Below are 14,643 nucleotides of genomic sequence, written 5' to 3' on the forward strand. Positions count from 1 at the left end.
ATCATGCGCCCCCTACCATCGGAGCAAGCGCCCGGAAGACGACCTCGGCGAGCAGGGTCGCAAACAGCGCAAACAGATAAAGGATGGAAAAGGCAAACAGCTTGCGGGTCGCGCGCAGCGACTGGCTGCGCTCGCGGCGCATATAGACGTTGATCGCGAGCACCAGCATGCCGACGCCGAGGATCAGCGAGGTGACGCCGTAGATCGCATCGAAATAGCCGAACGCCCAGGGCGCGGCGGCCACTGCAATCAGCACGACGGTGTAGAGCAGGATCTGGAGCCGCGTCGCGTCGGGACCGGCGACGTTCGGCAGCATCGGAATGCCGGCGCGGGCATAATCGTCGGAACGGAACAGCGCCAGCGCCCAGAAGTGCGGCGGGGTCCAGAAGAAGATGATGGCGAACAGCAGCAGCGGCTCGACGTCGACCGTGCCGGTCACGGCGGCCCAGGCCACCACCGGCGGCAGCGCGCCGGCGGCGCCGCCGATCACGATGTTCTGCGCGGTCCAGCGCTTCAACAGGAGCGTGTAGATCACGACGTAGAAGAAGATGGTGAAGGCGAGCAGCGCGCCGGCGATCCAGTTGACGAGGATGCCGAGCGTCATCACCGAGAAGAAGGCCAGCGTCGTGCCGAACGCCATCGCCTCGGGCCGGGTGATGCGGCCGCGCGGGATCGGCCGGTTCGCCGTGCGCGACATCTTGGCGTCGATGTCGCCTTCGAGCGCCATGTTGAGCGCACCGGAGGCGCCGGCGCCGACCGCGATGCAGAGCAGCGAGGTGATCGCGAGCACGGGGTGGAAATGCCCCGGCGCCATCGCCATCCCGACCAGCGCCGTGAAGATCACGAGCGACATCACACGCGGCTTGAGCAGCGCAATATAATCGCCAACCTCCGCCTCGGAGATCCGGGGACCGATATCGATGGCGTTCCGATCGAGGACCGACACGTAAATCTACTCGCTTGATGATCGAGCCGCGGCGCCCATGACAGGCGCCGCGGGAGTTTGCTTACTGCACGCGCGGCAGCACTTCGAACTGGTGGAACGGCGGCGGCGAGGACAGCGTCCACTCCAGCGTAGTCGCGGCCCGCACCCCAGGGATTGTTGCCCGCCGGCACCCTCTTCATGAAGGCATCGAGCACGCAGTAGAGGAAGATCAGGACGCCGAAGCCGGAGATGTAGGAGCCGAGCGACGAGACCAGGTTCCAGCCCGCGAACGCGTCGGGATAGTCGACGTAGCGGCGCGGCATGCCCGACAGGCCGAGGAAGTGCTGCGGGAAGAACACCATGTTGACGCCGACGAAGGTGACCCAGAAATGCGCTTTCGCCAGCGTCTCGTTGTACATGTAGCCCGACATCTTCGGGAACCAGTAGTACCAGCCGGCGAAGATCGCGAACACGGCGCCCAGCGACAGCACGTAGTGGAAGTGCGCGACGACGTAGTAGGTGTCCTGAAGCACGCGGTCGACGCCGGCATTCGCCAGCACGACGCCGGTGACGCCGCCGACCGTGAACAGGAAGATGAAGCCGATCGCCCAGATCATCGGAGCGCGGAACTCGATCGAGCCGCCCCACATCGTGGCGATCCAGGAGAAGATCTTCACGCCGGTCGGAACCGCGATCACCATGGTGGCGGCGACGAAATAGGCCTGCGTCGCCGAGGACATGCCGACGGTGTACATGTGGTGTGCCCACACCACGAAGCCGATGCCGCCGATCGCGACCATGGCGTAAGCCATGCCGAGATAACCGAACACGGGCTTGCGCGAGAAGGTGGAGACGATCTGGCTGATCATGCCGAAGCCGGGCAGGATCAGGATGTACACCTCGGGGTGGCCGAAGAACCAGAACAGGTGCTGGAACAGCACGGGGTCGCCGCCGCCATCAGCCGCGAAGAAGGTGGTGCCGAAATTACGGTCGGTGAGCAGCATGGTGATCGCGCCGGCGAGCACCGGCAGCGACAGCAGCAACAGGAACACCGTCACCAGGATCGACCACACGAACAGCGGCATCTTGTGCAGGGTCATGCCCGGCGCGCGCATGTTGAAGATCGTGGTGATGAAGTTGATGGCGCCGAGGATCGACGAGGCACCGGCAAGGTGCAGCGACAGGATCGCGAAGTCGACGGCTGGGCCCGGATGGCCCGACGTCGACAGCGGCGCGTACATGGTCCAGCCGGCGCCGACGCCGTTGGCGCCCGGCTCGCCCTCGACGAAAGTGGAGCACAGCAGCAGCGCGAAGGAGGCCGGCAGCAGCCAGAACGAGATGTTGTTCATGCGCGGGAACGCCATGTCCGGCGCGCCGATCATCAGCGGCACGAACCAGTTGCCGAAGCCGCCGATCATCGCCGGCATGACCATGAAGAAGATCATGATCAGGCCGTGGCTGGTCACGAAGACGTTGTAGGTGTGCGTCTCGTGGAAGATCTGCACGCCCGGATACATCAGCTCGGCGCGAATCGCGATCGACATCGCCGCACCGATGATGCCGGCGATGACCGCGAAGATCAGGTACATCGTGCCGATGTCCTTGTGATTGGTCGAATAGACGTAGCGCCGCCATCCGGTCGGATGGGCGTGCTCGTCATGCGCGTGATCGCCGTGTGCCGCTGCGCTCGTTGCCATTTTCAAATCCTGCCTTGCGTCCCATTCGGACCTTATGCGGTCCCGCCCTTCAAGTCGCTTTCAGTCCCCGCGCCTGACGCTCACTGCGTCGGACCGGCGGCGGAAGCGTAAGTGCTGGTGCCGCCGCTCGCATATTTCTTCTTCGCCGATTCAACCCATGAGGCGAACTCCTGATCGGAGACCACCCGCACCGCGATCGGCATGAAGGCGTGATCCTTGCCGCACAGCTCCGAGCACTGGCCGTAATACACGCCGGTCTTGACGGCCTTGAACCAGGTCTCGTTCAGGCGGCCGGGGATGGCGTCGATCTTGATGCCGAAGGCCGGCACCGCGAAGGAATGGATAACGTCGGCGCCGGTGGTCTGGACGCGAATCACCTTGTTGACCGGCACCACCATCTCGTTGTCGACGCCGAGCAGCCGCGGCTGCTTGTCTTGCGCCATCAGCGAATCGAACTCGAACTTGCCGTTGTCGGGATAGGCATAGGACCAGTACCACTGCTTGCCGGTGGCCTTGATGGTGAGATCCGCCTTCGGCACATCGAGCTGGAGGAACAGGAGGCGGAACGACGGCACCGCGATGCCGACCAGGATCAGCACCGGGACCAGAGTCCAGACCACCTCGATCAGCGTGTTGTGAGTGGTTCGCGACGGCACCGGATTGGCCCTCGCGTTGAACTTGATGACCACGGTCACCAGCAACGCCAGCACGAACAGCGTGATGACGGTGATGAGGACGAACAGGAAGTTGTGGAACCAGACGATGTTGTCCATCACCGGGGAAGCAGAGGCCTGCAGATGCCATTCCCACGGCTCCGGCTGCCCGAGTTCGGCAAATGCCGCACCGCCCGTCGCCAGCGTCAGGCCAGCTACGGCCAATCCCAGCAAGTGCCGGCCCACCCGGCCCATCGACATCCTCATGCCGTTCGCGCTCCCCTTACGAAATCACCCCAAGTGCGCTCCCCTCTTGGTGGGAAACGCTTATTCGATCCGCCCGTCTGACAAACCGCCGCTCAAGAATACCTCTAAGAGGCATTGGGGCCAGATCGCTAGAACGCCGAAATCAAGCCTCTCAAACCATAATTCTTGATCTATCGCAATGCAGTCTTGAGCCCCGTCTGTCAGCCATCACCCGCAAGATATTTCCTAGTAAGATCAGACAAAAATACCGTTTCCCGGGACGCCGCGGCTTGACAGGTAGATTGCCCGCGGTAGGCACTGGGCAACCGCCGCGCCGGAACCTGATTCGGATCAAGGCGAGATGCCGGCGCGGCGCGAGATTTGCTTGGGAAGCGCCTTCAAGCCGCCGTCATTCCCGTATCAGTCGCGAGCGACCCAAGCGAACAGAGGGACCAACCCCGATGGGGCTTTCGACATGCAAGGCAAGGCCGGCTGACCGCCTGAGGACCCTCGCAGCCGTGCTGGGTGCGATCCTCGTCCTCGCCCTGCCCGGTTTCGCCCATGCGCAGGGCGCGGTGCGCTCCGTCCATGGCGACTGGCAGATCCGCTGCGACACCCCGCCGGGTGCCCAGACCGAGCAATGCGCCTTGATCCAGAGCGTGGTCGCCGAAGACCGCTCCAATGCCGGCCTCACCGTGATCGTGCTGAAGACCGCCGACCAGAAGAGCCGGCTGATGCGAGTGGTCGCTCCGCTCGGCGTGCTGTTGCCCTCCGGCCTCGGCCTGAAGCTCGACAACCAGGATGTCGGCCGTGCTGGCTTCGTCCGCTGCCTGCCCAATGGCTGCGTCGCCGAGGTCGTCATGGACGACAAGCTGCTCGGCCAGCTCCGCAGCGCCAAGACCGCTACCTTCATCATTTTCGAAACCCCCGAGGAAGGCATCGGCTTCCCGCTCAGCCTGAACGGGCTGGGTGAGGGATACGACAAGCTGCCGTAGGCGACAGCGAGCGCTCGATTCTATCGTTTCCGTAATGTGACGCCCGGCACCCTCGCGGATCCGGCCTGAAACCATTATCTTGCCTCACATCCCCCGATAATGGACGGACGCATGACCAACCCTGCCACGACCTCCCTGCTCGACCGCGCCAATCTCGATCGCGACCAGGTTCGCAACGAGGTCGCGCGCGGACTTTCGGGCGCCGACGACGGCGAACTGTTCCTGGAATACAGCCAGACCGAAGCGCTGATGTTCGACAATGGGCGGCTCAAGCAGGCGACCTATGACACCTCGCAGGGCTTTGGCTTACGCGCGGTCAAAGATGATGCCGTCGGCTATGCGCATTCCTCGGACGTGTCGCTGCCGGCGCTGATCCGCGCCGCCGACGCGGTCGCGGCCGTGCGTGGCGGCTATTCCGGCAGCTTCGCAAGCCCCCCTCCGCACACCAATGTGCGGCTCTATGGCGACGACAATCCACTGGATGCGCCGGGCTTCGAGACCAAGGTCAAGCTGCTCGCCGAGATCGACGCATATTTGCGCGACAAGGATCCGCGGGTGCGGCAGGTCAGCGTCAGCCTGGGCGCGACCTGGCAGGTCGTTGAGATCCTGCGCCCCGACGGCGAAAGCTATCGCGACATCCGTCCCCTTGTGCGCGTGAACATCTCCGTCGTCGCCGGCCAGGGCGACCGGCAGGAAAGCGGCAGCAAGGGCTATGGCGGCCGCGCCGGGTATGCCGAGTTTATCGAATCCAGGAGCTGGCGCGAAGCCGCCGATGGCGCGCTGCGCGAGGCATTGGTCAATCTGGAATCGATTCCGGCGCCGGCCGGCGAGATGGACGTCGTGCTCGGTGCCGGCTGGCCCGGCGTGATGCTGCATGAAGCGGTCGGCCATGGGCTCGAAGGCGACTTCAACCGCAAGAAGACCTCGGCCTTCGCCGGCCTGATGGGCCAGCAGGTCGCGGCCAAGGGCGTCACCGTGGTCGACGACGGCACCATTGCTTCAAGGCGCGGCTCGCTGTCGATCGACGACGAGGGCACGCCGACCAACCGCACCGTGCTGATCGAGGACGGCATCCTGGTCGGCTACATGCAGGACCGCCAGAACGCCCGTCTCATGAACATGAAGCCGACCGGCAACGGCCGCCGCCAGGGCTATGCCCATGTGCCGATGCCGCGCATGACCAACACTTACATGCTCGCCGGCGACCGCGAGCCGGGCGAAATCATCGCCTCGGTGAAGAACGGCGTGTTCGCCGCCAACTTCGGCGGCGGCCAGGTCGACATCACCTCGGGCAAATACGTGTTCCAGTGCACCGAGGCCTACAGAATCGAGAACGGCAAGATCGGCGCGCCCTTGAAGGGCGCCATGCTGATCGGCAATGGTCCCACCGACCTGCACCGCATCCGCATGATCGGCAACGACCTCGCGCTCGACACCGGTATCGGCACGTGCGGCAAGAACGGCCAGGGCGTGCCGGTCGGCGTCGGACAGCCGACGCTCCTGATGGAACGCATCACGGTCGGAGGCACCGGCGCATGAGTGTTGAGAAAGTGACTGCGACCACCACCGAGCCGAAAAAGAGCAAGCCGAAGACAAGCACCTGGCGCGGGCAGATCATGCAGCTCGCCGGCATCGTCGCCGCCGTATTCATCGCCAAGGGTGCGCTGGCCGAACCGTTCTACGTGCCGTCCGGCTCGATGGAGCCGACGCTGCTGATCGGCGATGCGCTGCTCGCTTCGAAATTCCCCTACGGCTACGGCACGTCGTCGCTGCCGATCCAGATCAACCTGCCGGAGACCGGCCGGGTCTTCGCGGAGACGCCGAAGCTCGGCGACGTCGTGGTGTTCCGCTGGCCCGGCGACCGTTCGCAGGCCTGGGTCAAGCGCGTGGTGGGCCTGCCCGGCGATCGCATCCAGATGCGCCAGGGTCAGCTCTTCATCAACGACCGTCCCGCCGAGCTGAAGCCGGACGGCGTCGGACAGGCCGAGGACGACAATGGCGGCAGCGAGCCCGCCTACCGCTATGTCGAGACCCTGCCGAACGGCGTGTCGCATCTGATCTTCAAGATGCGCGACAACGGCCCGCTCGACAACACGCCGGAGGTGACGGTGCCGCCCGGCCATCTCTTCGTGCTCGGCGACAACCGGGACAATTCCGCCGACAGCCGCGTGCCGCTGCGCTCCGGCGGCGTCGGCCTGCTGCCGATCGACAATCTGGTCGGACGAGCCGACGCGGTGGTCGGCTCCTGGGACCTCGGCATGCGCAGCCAGCCGGTCTGGACCTGGCTCTCCGGCTTCCGCCTCGCGCGGTTCTTCACCGCCGTGCACTGATGCCTCCCCTCATGGTGAGGAGCGCGTCTTCGCGCGTCTCCGGGACGATGCTTTCGCATCGCCTCGAGAACCATGAGGCCCGTGGCCATCCTTCGTGATTGGCATCATGGACGAGGACCGCTTCCTCGCGCTGGCGCTGACGAATCCCATCAACGCTGCGATCGTCGATGATCTGGCCCAGCTCGCGCTGCCGGATGCCTGGCTGGTCTCGGGGTGCCTGGTACAGACGGTATGGAACGTGCTCACGGGCCGCGCGGTTGACCACGGCATCGCCGATTACGACGTGTTCTATTTCGATCCCGATACCTCATGGGAGGCCGAGGACGCGGTGATCCGCACGCTGCATGCGCGGCTTGCGCATCTCGACGTCAAGATCGAGGCCCGCAACCAGGCGCGCGTGCATCTGTGGTACCCCGGCAAGCATGGCCTGCCCTATCCGCCACTGACCTGCTCCACCGACGGCATCGACCGCTTCCTGACGCAGAACACGCAGGTCGGTGTCAGGCGCATCGGCGAGGATTTCGATGTCTATGCACCGCACGGCTTCGACGATGTCGCAAACCTGATCGCACGGCCCAATCGGGGGCCGAATTTTTCGGCCGCGAATTACGCCGTGAAGGCCGCGCGATGGAAGGCGCTATGGCCGGAGCTCACGGTGATTGCGGCGGAGTGAGATATCTCTCCACGTCATGGCCGGGCTTGTCCCGGCCATCCATGCGCGATCGCGATTGAGAGACGACGCGGATGCCCGGGTCAAGCCCCGGGCATGACGAGTGAATATTTGGCGCACGATCCATCCCCATTGTCATTGCGAGCGCAGCGAAGCAATCCAGAGTCCCTCCGCGGCACCAGACTGGATTGCTTCGCTGCGCTCGCAATGACGACAGTAAGAGCTGCGCCCTATCGTACCACGCCCGAGGTGAATCCCGCCTTCCGGCGCGGCGGCTTGATTTCCTTTTTCAGGAAGCAGCGCGCCTCGCGGCCGGTGTAGCCGGGGCGCGCATAGGTGAAGGCGCGGCACTTGTTGTCCGCCGTGCAGGCCGCCTTGCAGGCCTCTACGCCTTCGCCGGCCTTGAGTTCGAAACTGCGCAAATCGCCGCCGGGGCGGTCGATCGACGTCTCCACGCCCTCGATGCGCGGCTCGATGACGCCGGCGCCGCGCACACCGGAGATGCAGCAGTTTTCCGGCACGCGCGGCGGCACGGTGTTCTTGAGCCAGCACACCGCCGAGCCGCCTTCGACGTCGGGATAGCTGAAGCTCCAGGACCGGCAACGGCGGTCGCGCTCGCACAGCAGCGCGCAATCCTCCGGATCGCCCGAGGTGACCGGCGTATTGAAATAGTCGCCGCCGGGCCGGTCGAATGCCGTCTGGGCGCGCGCCGGCATGCACGCAAGCGCAAGCACCAGCGCAACGCATGCCGCGACGCTTGCCATGATGCCCCCAGGCAGGCAGCCCTTCCCCATCCGAACAGCTTTCGAGTTATTGACGACGCTAGCGTTTTTCAGTCGGTCATTTGATCGCCGCAAACCTGTATGGGCGATGAACGGCCTTGAGACCTGCTGTCGCCGGGCCAAAGCGTTTGAGCATGATCCTTTCAGAAAGCCGCTGCACACTTTGCGCTAAGGCGGCTCTTCGGGTCCGGACCATGCTCTAGAAAGCGTAATCCTCGTAGGCCGGTTCCACCGAGCCGTTCCAGGGGCCGTTGAACTTGTCCAGCATCTCCTCGGCCGGCGTCCGGCCGGCATCGATGATGCGATCGAGCGGCTCGAGATGGCGGGTCTCGTCGCGGCCGAGATGGTCGATTCGGCCACGCCGGCGCAGGCCTGCATGTGCCAGAACGAGGCATTCCTTGGCGATCTCGAAGAGATAGCGGTCCCTAATCCGCGCCTTGAAGCCGAAGCGCGGCACGTCGTCGCGCAGCGCCTGGCGCTCATGCGCGCTCCAGTGCTTCACGATGTCCCATGCGGCATCGAGCGACACATCGTCGTAGAGCAGCCCGACCCAGAACGCGGGCAGTGCCGGCAGCCGGTCCCAGGGACCACCGTCCGAGCTGCGCATCTCGAGATATCGCTTCAGCCGCACCTCGGGGAAAATCGTCGAGAGATGGTTGGCCCAGTCCGACAGCGTCGGTCGCTCGCCGGGCAAATTGTTGTTGCGGCCGTCGAACAAGGCGCGGAACGAGGAGCCGGACACGTCGATGTATTCTTCCCCACGCTTGACGAAATACATGGGCACGTCGAGCGCGTAATCGACATAGCGCTCAAACCCCATGCCGTCCTCGAACGCCCACGGCAGCATGCCCGAGCGCGCATTGTCGGTGTCGCGCCAGATCTCGGAGCGGAAGGAGAGATAGCCGTTGGGCTTGCCTTCGGTGAAAGGCGAGTTGGCGAACAGCGCGGTCGCGACCGGCTGCAGCGCCAGCGACACCCGCAGCTTCTTGACCATGTCGGCTTCGGAGGAGAAGTCGAGATTGGTCTGCACCGTGCAGGTCCGGTACATCATGTCGAGGCCGTATTTGCCGACCTTCGGCATGTAGTTGGTCATGATCTTGTAGCGGCCCTTGGGCATCACAGGAATGTCCGCCCGCGACCAGGACGGGGTCATGCCGAGGCCGAGGAAGCCGATGCCGAGCGGCGCTGCGATCTCGCGCACTTGGGCCAGATGCGCCATCAGCTCGGCTTGCGTCTGGTGCACGGTTTCGACCGGCGCACCCGAGAGCTCGAACTGTCCGCCCGGCTCGAGCGAGATCGCGCCGCCGCCGGTGACGTCGTAGAGGCCAATGATGTTGCCTTGCTCCATGATCGGCTCCCAGCCGAGCAGGAGCTTCATGCCTTCGAGCAGCGCGCCGATGCCGCGCGCGCCCTCGTAGGGCACCGGCCGGTGCCCGTCGAGCGTGAACGGCGTTTTCTCATGCTCGGTGCCGAGGCGGAACTCGGACGGGGCCTTGCAGCCGGCCTCGAACCACGTGACGAGCTCGTCGCGCGATTGCAACGGCGTCATATCTATCTGGTCTCGCGCCATATCAAACTCTAATCAAAAGCGCTTCGACCGAACGCGCGCGGGTGACAGGGATGGTCCGCGAACCCATCGGTTGCGCGGCCGTGTTGGTTTGCCGCCGATCATCGCGACGGCGTGCTTTCGTGAACGGGCGGCAGTTTCATCTCGCCGCATGAGCAACCCAGGCGGTCGAGCAGGGCACTGAGCTTGACGGCATCGGTATCGGAGAGTTTCGAGCCGACATATTTCTCGATAGCGGCGGAGTATGCGCCCCACATACGCTTCTGCAACTCGCGGCCCGCTTCAGTGATCTCGACGAACTGGCCGCGTTTGTCGATCTTGCATTCGCGCCGGGAAGCGAGCCCCTCGTCGACCAGACGGTCGATCAGCCGCGAGGTGGAGTATTGCGGGATCAGCATCTGCCGTTCAAGCTCCACCGGCCGGAGCTCGCCGGACGGGGCCCGCGACAGTTCCAGCAGCGCGTCATACCAGGCCAAAGGGGGGAAGCCGGCCTTTTTCAGGTCCTGCTCGACGCAGTCGAGCACACGGCTCTGCACCCGCATCAGACGGATCCAGGCACCAGTTGCCTCGGTCGATGGTTTACGTCTCATGGTCCCGCTCAAACTCGTCGCCCGTTCTTACCCCACTCGATGCACCTGCATCAATCTTGACTATTGGATGCAGGCGCATGTAGGCGTTTCTTTCGCCCCAACCAACCGTCAAGAGGAGGAAATTCCATGAAACTGTATTATTCGCCCGGCGCCTGCTCACTCTCCCCCCACATCGCCCTTCTCGAGGCCGACCTGCCCTATGAGCTGGTCAAGGTCGATATCCGCGCCAAGAAGCTCGAAAATGGTGAGGATTATCTGAAGGTGAATCCGAAAGGCCAAGTTCCCGCGCTGGGCCTCGATAGCGGCGAGATCGTGACCGAAGGCCCGGTCATTGTCCAGATGATCGCCGACCGGGCCTCAAGCAAGGCGCTGGCGCCCGCCCGTGACAGTTCCGAGCGCTACAAACTGCTGGAGTGGCTGAACTTCCTCACCTCCGAGGTGCACAAGAGCTTCGGTCCGCTGTTCTCGCCGGTGCTCGCCGACGACGCCAAGGCCTTCTTCAAGGATCGCGTCATGGGCAAGCTGAAATACATCGACGGCCAGCTCGCCGGTCTCGACTATCTCATGGGCAAGCAGTTCACGGTGGCCGACGGCTACCTCTTCACGATGCTGACCTGGGCCGACAAGATGAAGTTCGACCTCTCGGAGATGCCGAACCTCACCGCCTACAAGGCCCGCATCGCGGCCCGGCCGAAGGTGCAGGAAGCGCTGAAGAAGGAAGGGCTGGCGCAGGCCGCGTGAAGCTCGCTTCGAACGCTGAAGGGCCGGACTGACGATCCGGCCCTTTTTATCTTCGCGATCGGGGCGCCTTGAACGATGTGGGACGCTCAGCGCGGACCCGTGCGATCTCACGGCTCCGGATTATCGTACCGCTGCTTAGACTTATGAACTACTGTTCGCCGGATGTGCGATACTGTCTTGCTACTACCCGCCAAGCGGGCAAGCTTTGCGGAATTGGTTGAAGACGACTTGTGCTCTTATTGGGGTTGAACTTGACGATTGCATTCGTCCTGATCGTTGCAAGTGCGTTGGTGGGCGCGGCGACCGGCTTCTTATTCAAGGTCTGGGCGCTGGTCGTGATCTCACCGTTGGTCGCAATCTTTTCTGCAGTCGTTCTTCGATCCCACGGATTCGACCTCGTCGCGGGCGTGACCGTCATTGCCGCCTGTCTTGCCGCCTGTCAGCTCGCTTACCTGGCCGCGACCTATCTGCTGCACGCGCGGGACATATCAGTTCATGACGAGATCGACGGCGAGCCAGGCGAGCAACGCGAGCAGAAAATCCGCGACCAGCACAAGTAAGGCCAGCGCGGCCCAGAACACCGGCCCCTTGCGACGCAGACGTGCACGCCTCTGCTGCGGCACGAGCCGCGGCGAGGACGGAACAGCATAATTCGCAGGCAGCTCAGGATCGATCGCAGTCTTCTGGAGCACCAGAGAGTTCATTGCGGAACACTTTCTTCGTTGATTTTCTTCTTCGTTGATTTTCAACTTGCCGGTGGATCGGCAAGAGTCCCAACAAGGATTGGCAAGCTCATCACCCTGGTTCGGGAGCAAGAGGAGTGCCAAGGTTGAGCAAAAAGAACGACGCCGCTCTAACGCGCATATAAATGTGCGCGACGCCGCAACGTTCCAACCATGCATGCTTTTCTTGATGAGCTGTGTGGCGGGTTCCACAAACTCAGAAAAAGCCACACTTGCGGCAATTGGGACGGGCGGCACTCGGCATCACGCATCATTGCGCCCCAGTGATGTGCTCGCGCACAGAAATGAAAAGGCCGAATCAACGATTCGGCCTTCTTGTTTCACAATCTCGGATGCGTAACTCGCGCGAGCGCGAGATTAGGGCTTGAAGCCCGGATGGAGCGAAACGCAATCCGGGACCTTCGCATGCGCGTGAACGTGTCCCCGCGTCTTAGGCCGCCTTCTTCGGTGCGAACCGACCGTAGAAGGTTTCTCCCTTCGCGGCCATCTCTTCCAGAAGCTTCGGCGGGGTGAAGCGCGAGCCGTATTTGGCTTCGAGCTTACGGCAGAGCTCGACGAACTTCTTCGTGCCCATGAAGTCGATGTAGGACAGCGTGCCGCCGGTGAACGGCGCGAAGCCGAAGCCAAGGATCGAGCCGACATCCGCCTCGCGCGGATCGGTGATGACGTGATCCTCGACAGTGCGCGCGGCCTCCACCGCCTGCACCACCAGGAAGCGCTGCTTCAACTCCTCGACATCGAGCGTATCGGGATCGAGCTGCTTCGGCTGCAGCGCCGAGAGACCCGGCCACAGGCTCTTCTGGCCCTTGCCCTTCTCCGGATAGTCGTAGAAGCCCTTGCTGTTCTTGCGGCCGAGCCGGCCCTGCTTCTCGACCATCTCCACCATCAGCTTCTTCTGATCGGGGTTGATGGCGTTGGGGCCGAGATCGGCTTCGGTCGCCTTCATGATCTTCAGGCCAAGGTCGAGCGCGACTTCGTCCGACAGCGAGAGCGGGCCGACCGGCATGCCGGCCATCTTCGCGCAGTTCTCGATCATCGCCGGCGGCACGCCTTCGAGGAACATCTCGTTGCCTTCAGCGACGTAGCGGCCGACGCAGCGGTTGGCGAAGAAGCCGCGGCTGTCGTTGACCACGATCGGCGTCTTGCCGATGGTGCGGACGTAGTCGAGCGCGGTCGCGAGCGCGACGTCGCCGGTGTTCTTGCCGAGGATGATCTCGACCAGCATCATCTTCTCGACCGGCGAGAAGAAATGGATGCCGACGAACTTGCCCTGGTCCTTGAAGCTTTCGGCAAGCGAGGTGATCGGCAGCGTCGAGGCGTTCGACGCGAAAATCACATCAGACTTCAGGTACTGCTGCGCCTTGGCAAAGGTCTCCGCCTTGACCTTGCGGTCCTCGAACACGGCCTCGATGACAAGGTCGACATCCCCGAGCGCGGCATAGTCGGCCGTCGCCGTGATGCGACCGAGCAGCGCTTCGGCGTCGGCGGGCTTGGCGCGGCCCTTCTTGATCTGATCCTCGATCACCTTCTGCGCGTGCGCCTTGCCCTTGTCGGCGCTCTCCTGGTCGCGATCGATCAGGACGACGTCGAGGCCGGCACGGGCCGAGACGTAGCCGACGCTCGCGCCCATGAAGCCGGCGCCGATCACGGCGATCTTCTTCACCTTGGTCGGCGGCACGTCCTTTGGACGCCGCGCACCCTTGTTCAATTCCTGCATCGACAGGAACAGGCTGCGGATCATCGCGGCCGCTTCCTTCGAGCGCAGCACCGAGGTGAAGTAGCGCGACTCGACGCGCAGCGCCGCGTCGATCGGCAACTGCAGCCCTTCATAGACACAGCTCATGATCGCGCGCGCGGCCGGATAGTTGTCGTAGGTCTCGCGGCGATAGATCGCGTTGCCGGCCGGGAACATCATCATGCCGGCCTTGGAGAACACGGGACCGCCGGGCAGCTTGAAGCCCTTCTCGTCCCAGGGTGCGATCGCCTTGCCGCCGCCCTTGATCCAGTCCTTCGCCGCCTTGATCAGGTCGGCGGCGGGCACGATGGCGTGAATGAGGTTCAGCGCCTTGGCCTTCTCGACGGTGACGGGATCGCCCTTGAGCAGGATGGTCATCGCGTCCTGCGGCGGCACCAGGCGCGGCACGCGCTGCGTGCCGCCGGCGCCGGGGAACAGGCCGACCTTGACCTCGGGCAGGCCGAGCCGTGTCTTGGGATTGTCCGCCGCCACGCGATAGTGGCAGCACAGCGTGATCTCGAAACCGCCGCCGAGCGCGAGGCCGTTGATCGCGGCCGCCCACGGCTTGCCGGAGGTCTCGATTCCGCGCAGCACCTGCGAGAAGCGCCGGCTCTGCTCGAACAGCATCTGGTTCGCGGCGGTCTCGCCATGCTCCTTGAACACCTTGGCGTAGGCCTGGTTCATGCCCTCAAGCATCGACAGATCGGCGCCGGCGCAGAATGCCTCCTTGGCGGAGGTGATGACGACGCCCTTCACCGCGGCGTCGGCTGTGGTCTCCTTGACGATCGCCTCGAGCTCGTTGGTCGAGGTCTCGTCGAGCACGTTCATCGAACGGCCCGGGATATCCCAGGTGACGAGCGCAATGCCGTCTGCGTCGGTCTCTACTTTGAAATTCTTGAAGGCCATGTGGTGCTCCCTCAGTGCCGCAGCCAGTCTTTCGGCGCGGCGGTTGAACTGTGATCTCGTCTT

12 protein-coding genes and 1 pseudogene are annotated in these 14,643 nt (G+C 63.9%); 6 read left to right on the forward strand and 7 right to left on the reverse strand.

What is annotated here, in order from left to right; translation table 11 throughout:
• Position 1 precedes the first annotated feature (1 nt).
• The 3 genes and pseudogenes from MTR72_RS29885 to coxB form a co-directional block, all read right to left on the reverse strand.
• Positions 2-946: a heme o synthase gene (locus MTR72_RS29885; RefSeq protein ID WP_280967022.1), complete on the reverse strand. Its 945-nt coding sequence runs from the start codon at positions 944-946 to the stop codon at positions 2-4.
• Positions 947-1,007: 61 nt separating this feature from the next.
• Positions 1,008-2,622 (reverse strand): annotated as a pseudogene (gene ctaD / locus MTR72_RS29890) (cytochrome c oxidase subunit I).
• An 80-nt stretch (positions 2,623-2,702) separates the two neighbouring features.
• Positions 2,703-3,542, reverse strand: a complete 840-nt coding sequence (coxB, locus tag MTR72_RS29895; RefSeq protein WP_280967025.1) for a cytochrome c oxidase subunit II — start codon at positions 3,540-3,542, stop codon at positions 2,703-2,705.
• A 440-nt stretch (positions 3,543-3,982) separates the two neighbouring features.
• Here coxB and MTR72_RS29900 point away from each other — a divergent pair, with 440 nt between their 5' ends.
• The 4 genes from MTR72_RS29900 (at position 3,983) to MTR72_RS29915 (ending at position 7,519) form a co-directional block, all read left to right on the forward strand.
• Positions 3,983-4,516: an invasion associated locus B family protein gene (locus MTR72_RS29900; protein ID WP_280967026.1), complete on the forward strand. Its 534-nt coding sequence runs from the start codon at positions 3,983-3,985 to the stop codon at positions 4,514-4,516.
• A 111-nt stretch (positions 4,517-4,627) separates the two neighbouring features.
• A complete protein-coding gene (tldD, locus tag MTR72_RS29905; protein ID WP_280967027.1) occupies positions 4,628-6,055 on the forward strand; it encodes a metalloprotease TldD in 1,428 nt (475 codons plus the stop codon).
• Entirely contained in the window at positions 6,052-6,846 is a 795-nt protein-coding gene (gene lepB, locus MTR72_RS29910) for a signal peptidase I (RefSeq protein ID WP_280967028.1), read from the forward strand. Before tldD ends, lepB begins: the two co-directional genes overlap by 4 nt.
• 106 nt (positions 6,847-6,952) lie before the next feature.
• Positions 6,953-7,519, forward strand: a complete 567-nt coding sequence (locus tag MTR72_RS29915; RefSeq protein WP_280967029.1) for a nucleotidyltransferase family protein — start codon at positions 6,953-6,955, stop codon at positions 7,517-7,519.
• Between the two features lie 227 nt (positions 7,520-7,746).
• Here MTR72_RS29915 and MTR72_RS29920 read toward each other — a convergent pair whose 3' ends face one another.
• The 3 genes from MTR72_RS29920 to MTR72_RS29930 all read right to left on the reverse strand — a co-directional run bounded on the left by MTR72_RS29920 (position 7,747) and on the right by MTR72_RS29930 (position 10,455).
• A complete protein-coding gene (locus MTR72_RS29920) occupies positions 7,747-8,310 on the reverse strand; it encodes a PAN domain-containing protein (RefSeq protein ID WP_280967030.1) in 564 nt (187 codons plus the stop codon).
• A 187-nt stretch (positions 8,311-8,497) separates the two neighbouring features.
• On the reverse strand, positions 8,498-9,868 hold the full coding sequence (locus tag MTR72_RS29925; protein WP_341511648.1) for a glutamate--cysteine ligase: 1,371 nt from the start codon (positions 9,866-9,868) through the stop codon (positions 8,498-8,500).
• 98 nt (positions 9,869-9,966) lie between these two features.
• Positions 9,967-10,455 (reverse strand): MarR family winged helix-turn-helix transcriptional regulator, encoded by a 489-nt coding sequence (locus MTR72_RS29930; protein WP_280971143.1) that lies wholly within the window; start codon positions 10,453-10,455, stop codon positions 9,967-9,969.
• Between the two features lie 126 nt (positions 10,456-10,581).
• On the opposite strand from MTR72_RS29930, the gene gstA reads away from it, so the two are divergent.
• Positions 10,582-11,196 (forward strand): glutathione transferase GstA, encoded by a 615-nt coding sequence (gene gstA, locus MTR72_RS29935; RefSeq protein WP_280967033.1) that lies wholly within the window; start codon positions 10,582-10,584, stop codon positions 11,194-11,196.
• A 290-nt stretch (positions 11,197-11,486) separates the two neighbouring features.
• Positions 11,487-11,756 (forward strand): hypothetical protein, encoded by a 270-nt coding sequence (locus tag MTR72_RS29940; RefSeq protein WP_341511649.1) that lies wholly within the window; start codon positions 11,487-11,489, stop codon positions 11,754-11,756.
• Between the two features lie 613 nt (positions 11,757-12,369).
• Here MTR72_RS29940 and MTR72_RS29945 read toward each other — a convergent pair.
• Entirely contained in the window at positions 12,370-14,580 is a 2,211-nt protein-coding gene (locus MTR72_RS29945; protein ID WP_341511651.1) for an FAD-dependent oxidoreductase, read from the reverse strand.
• Positions 14,581-14,643: the final 63 nt, after the last annotated feature.

The sequence above is a fragment of the Bradyrhizobium sp. ISRA442 genome (assembly GCF_038085055.1).
Classification (GTDB): domain Bacteria; phylum Pseudomonadota; class Alphaproteobacteria; order Rhizobiales; family Xanthobacteraceae; genus Bradyrhizobium.

Coding starts and splice junctions, on each gene's coding strand:
- MTR72_RS29945 (WP_341511651.1), bottom strand. CDS start 14,580: ATGGCCTTCAAGAATTTCAAAGTAGAGACCGACGCAGACGGCATTGCG.
- MTR72_RS29930 (WP_280971143.1), bottom strand. CDS start 10,455: ATGAGACGTAAACCATCGACCGAGGCAACTGGTGCCTGGATCCGTCTG.
- gstA (WP_280967033.1), top strand. CDS start 10,582: ATGAAACTGTATTATTCGCCCGGCGCCTGCTCACTCTCCCCCCACATC.
- MTR72_RS29900 (WP_280967026.1), top strand. CDS start 3,983: ATGGGGCTTTCGACATGCAAGGCAAGGCCGGCTGACCGCCTGAGGACC.
- MTR72_RS29925 (WP_341511648.1), bottom strand. CDS start 9,868: ATGGCGCGAGACCAGATAGATATGACGCCGTTGCAATCGCGCGACGAG.
- MTR72_RS29915 (WP_280967029.1), top strand. CDS start 6,953: ATGGACGAGGACCGCTTCCTCGCGCTGGCGCTGACGAATCCCATCAAC.
- coxB (WP_280967025.1), bottom strand. CDS start 3,542: ATGAGGATGTCGATGGGCCGGGTGGGCCGGCACTTGCTGGGATTGGCC.
- lepB (WP_280967028.1), top strand. CDS start 6,052: ATGAGTGTTGAGAAAGTGACTGCGACCACCACCGAGCCGAAAAAGAGC.
- MTR72_RS29920 (WP_280967030.1), bottom strand. CDS start 8,310: ATGGGGAAGGGCTGCCTGCCTGGGGGCATCATGGCAAGCGTCGCGGCA.
- tldD (WP_280967027.1), top strand. CDS start 4,628: ATGACCAACCCTGCCACGACCTCCCTGCTCGACCGCGCCAATCTCGAT.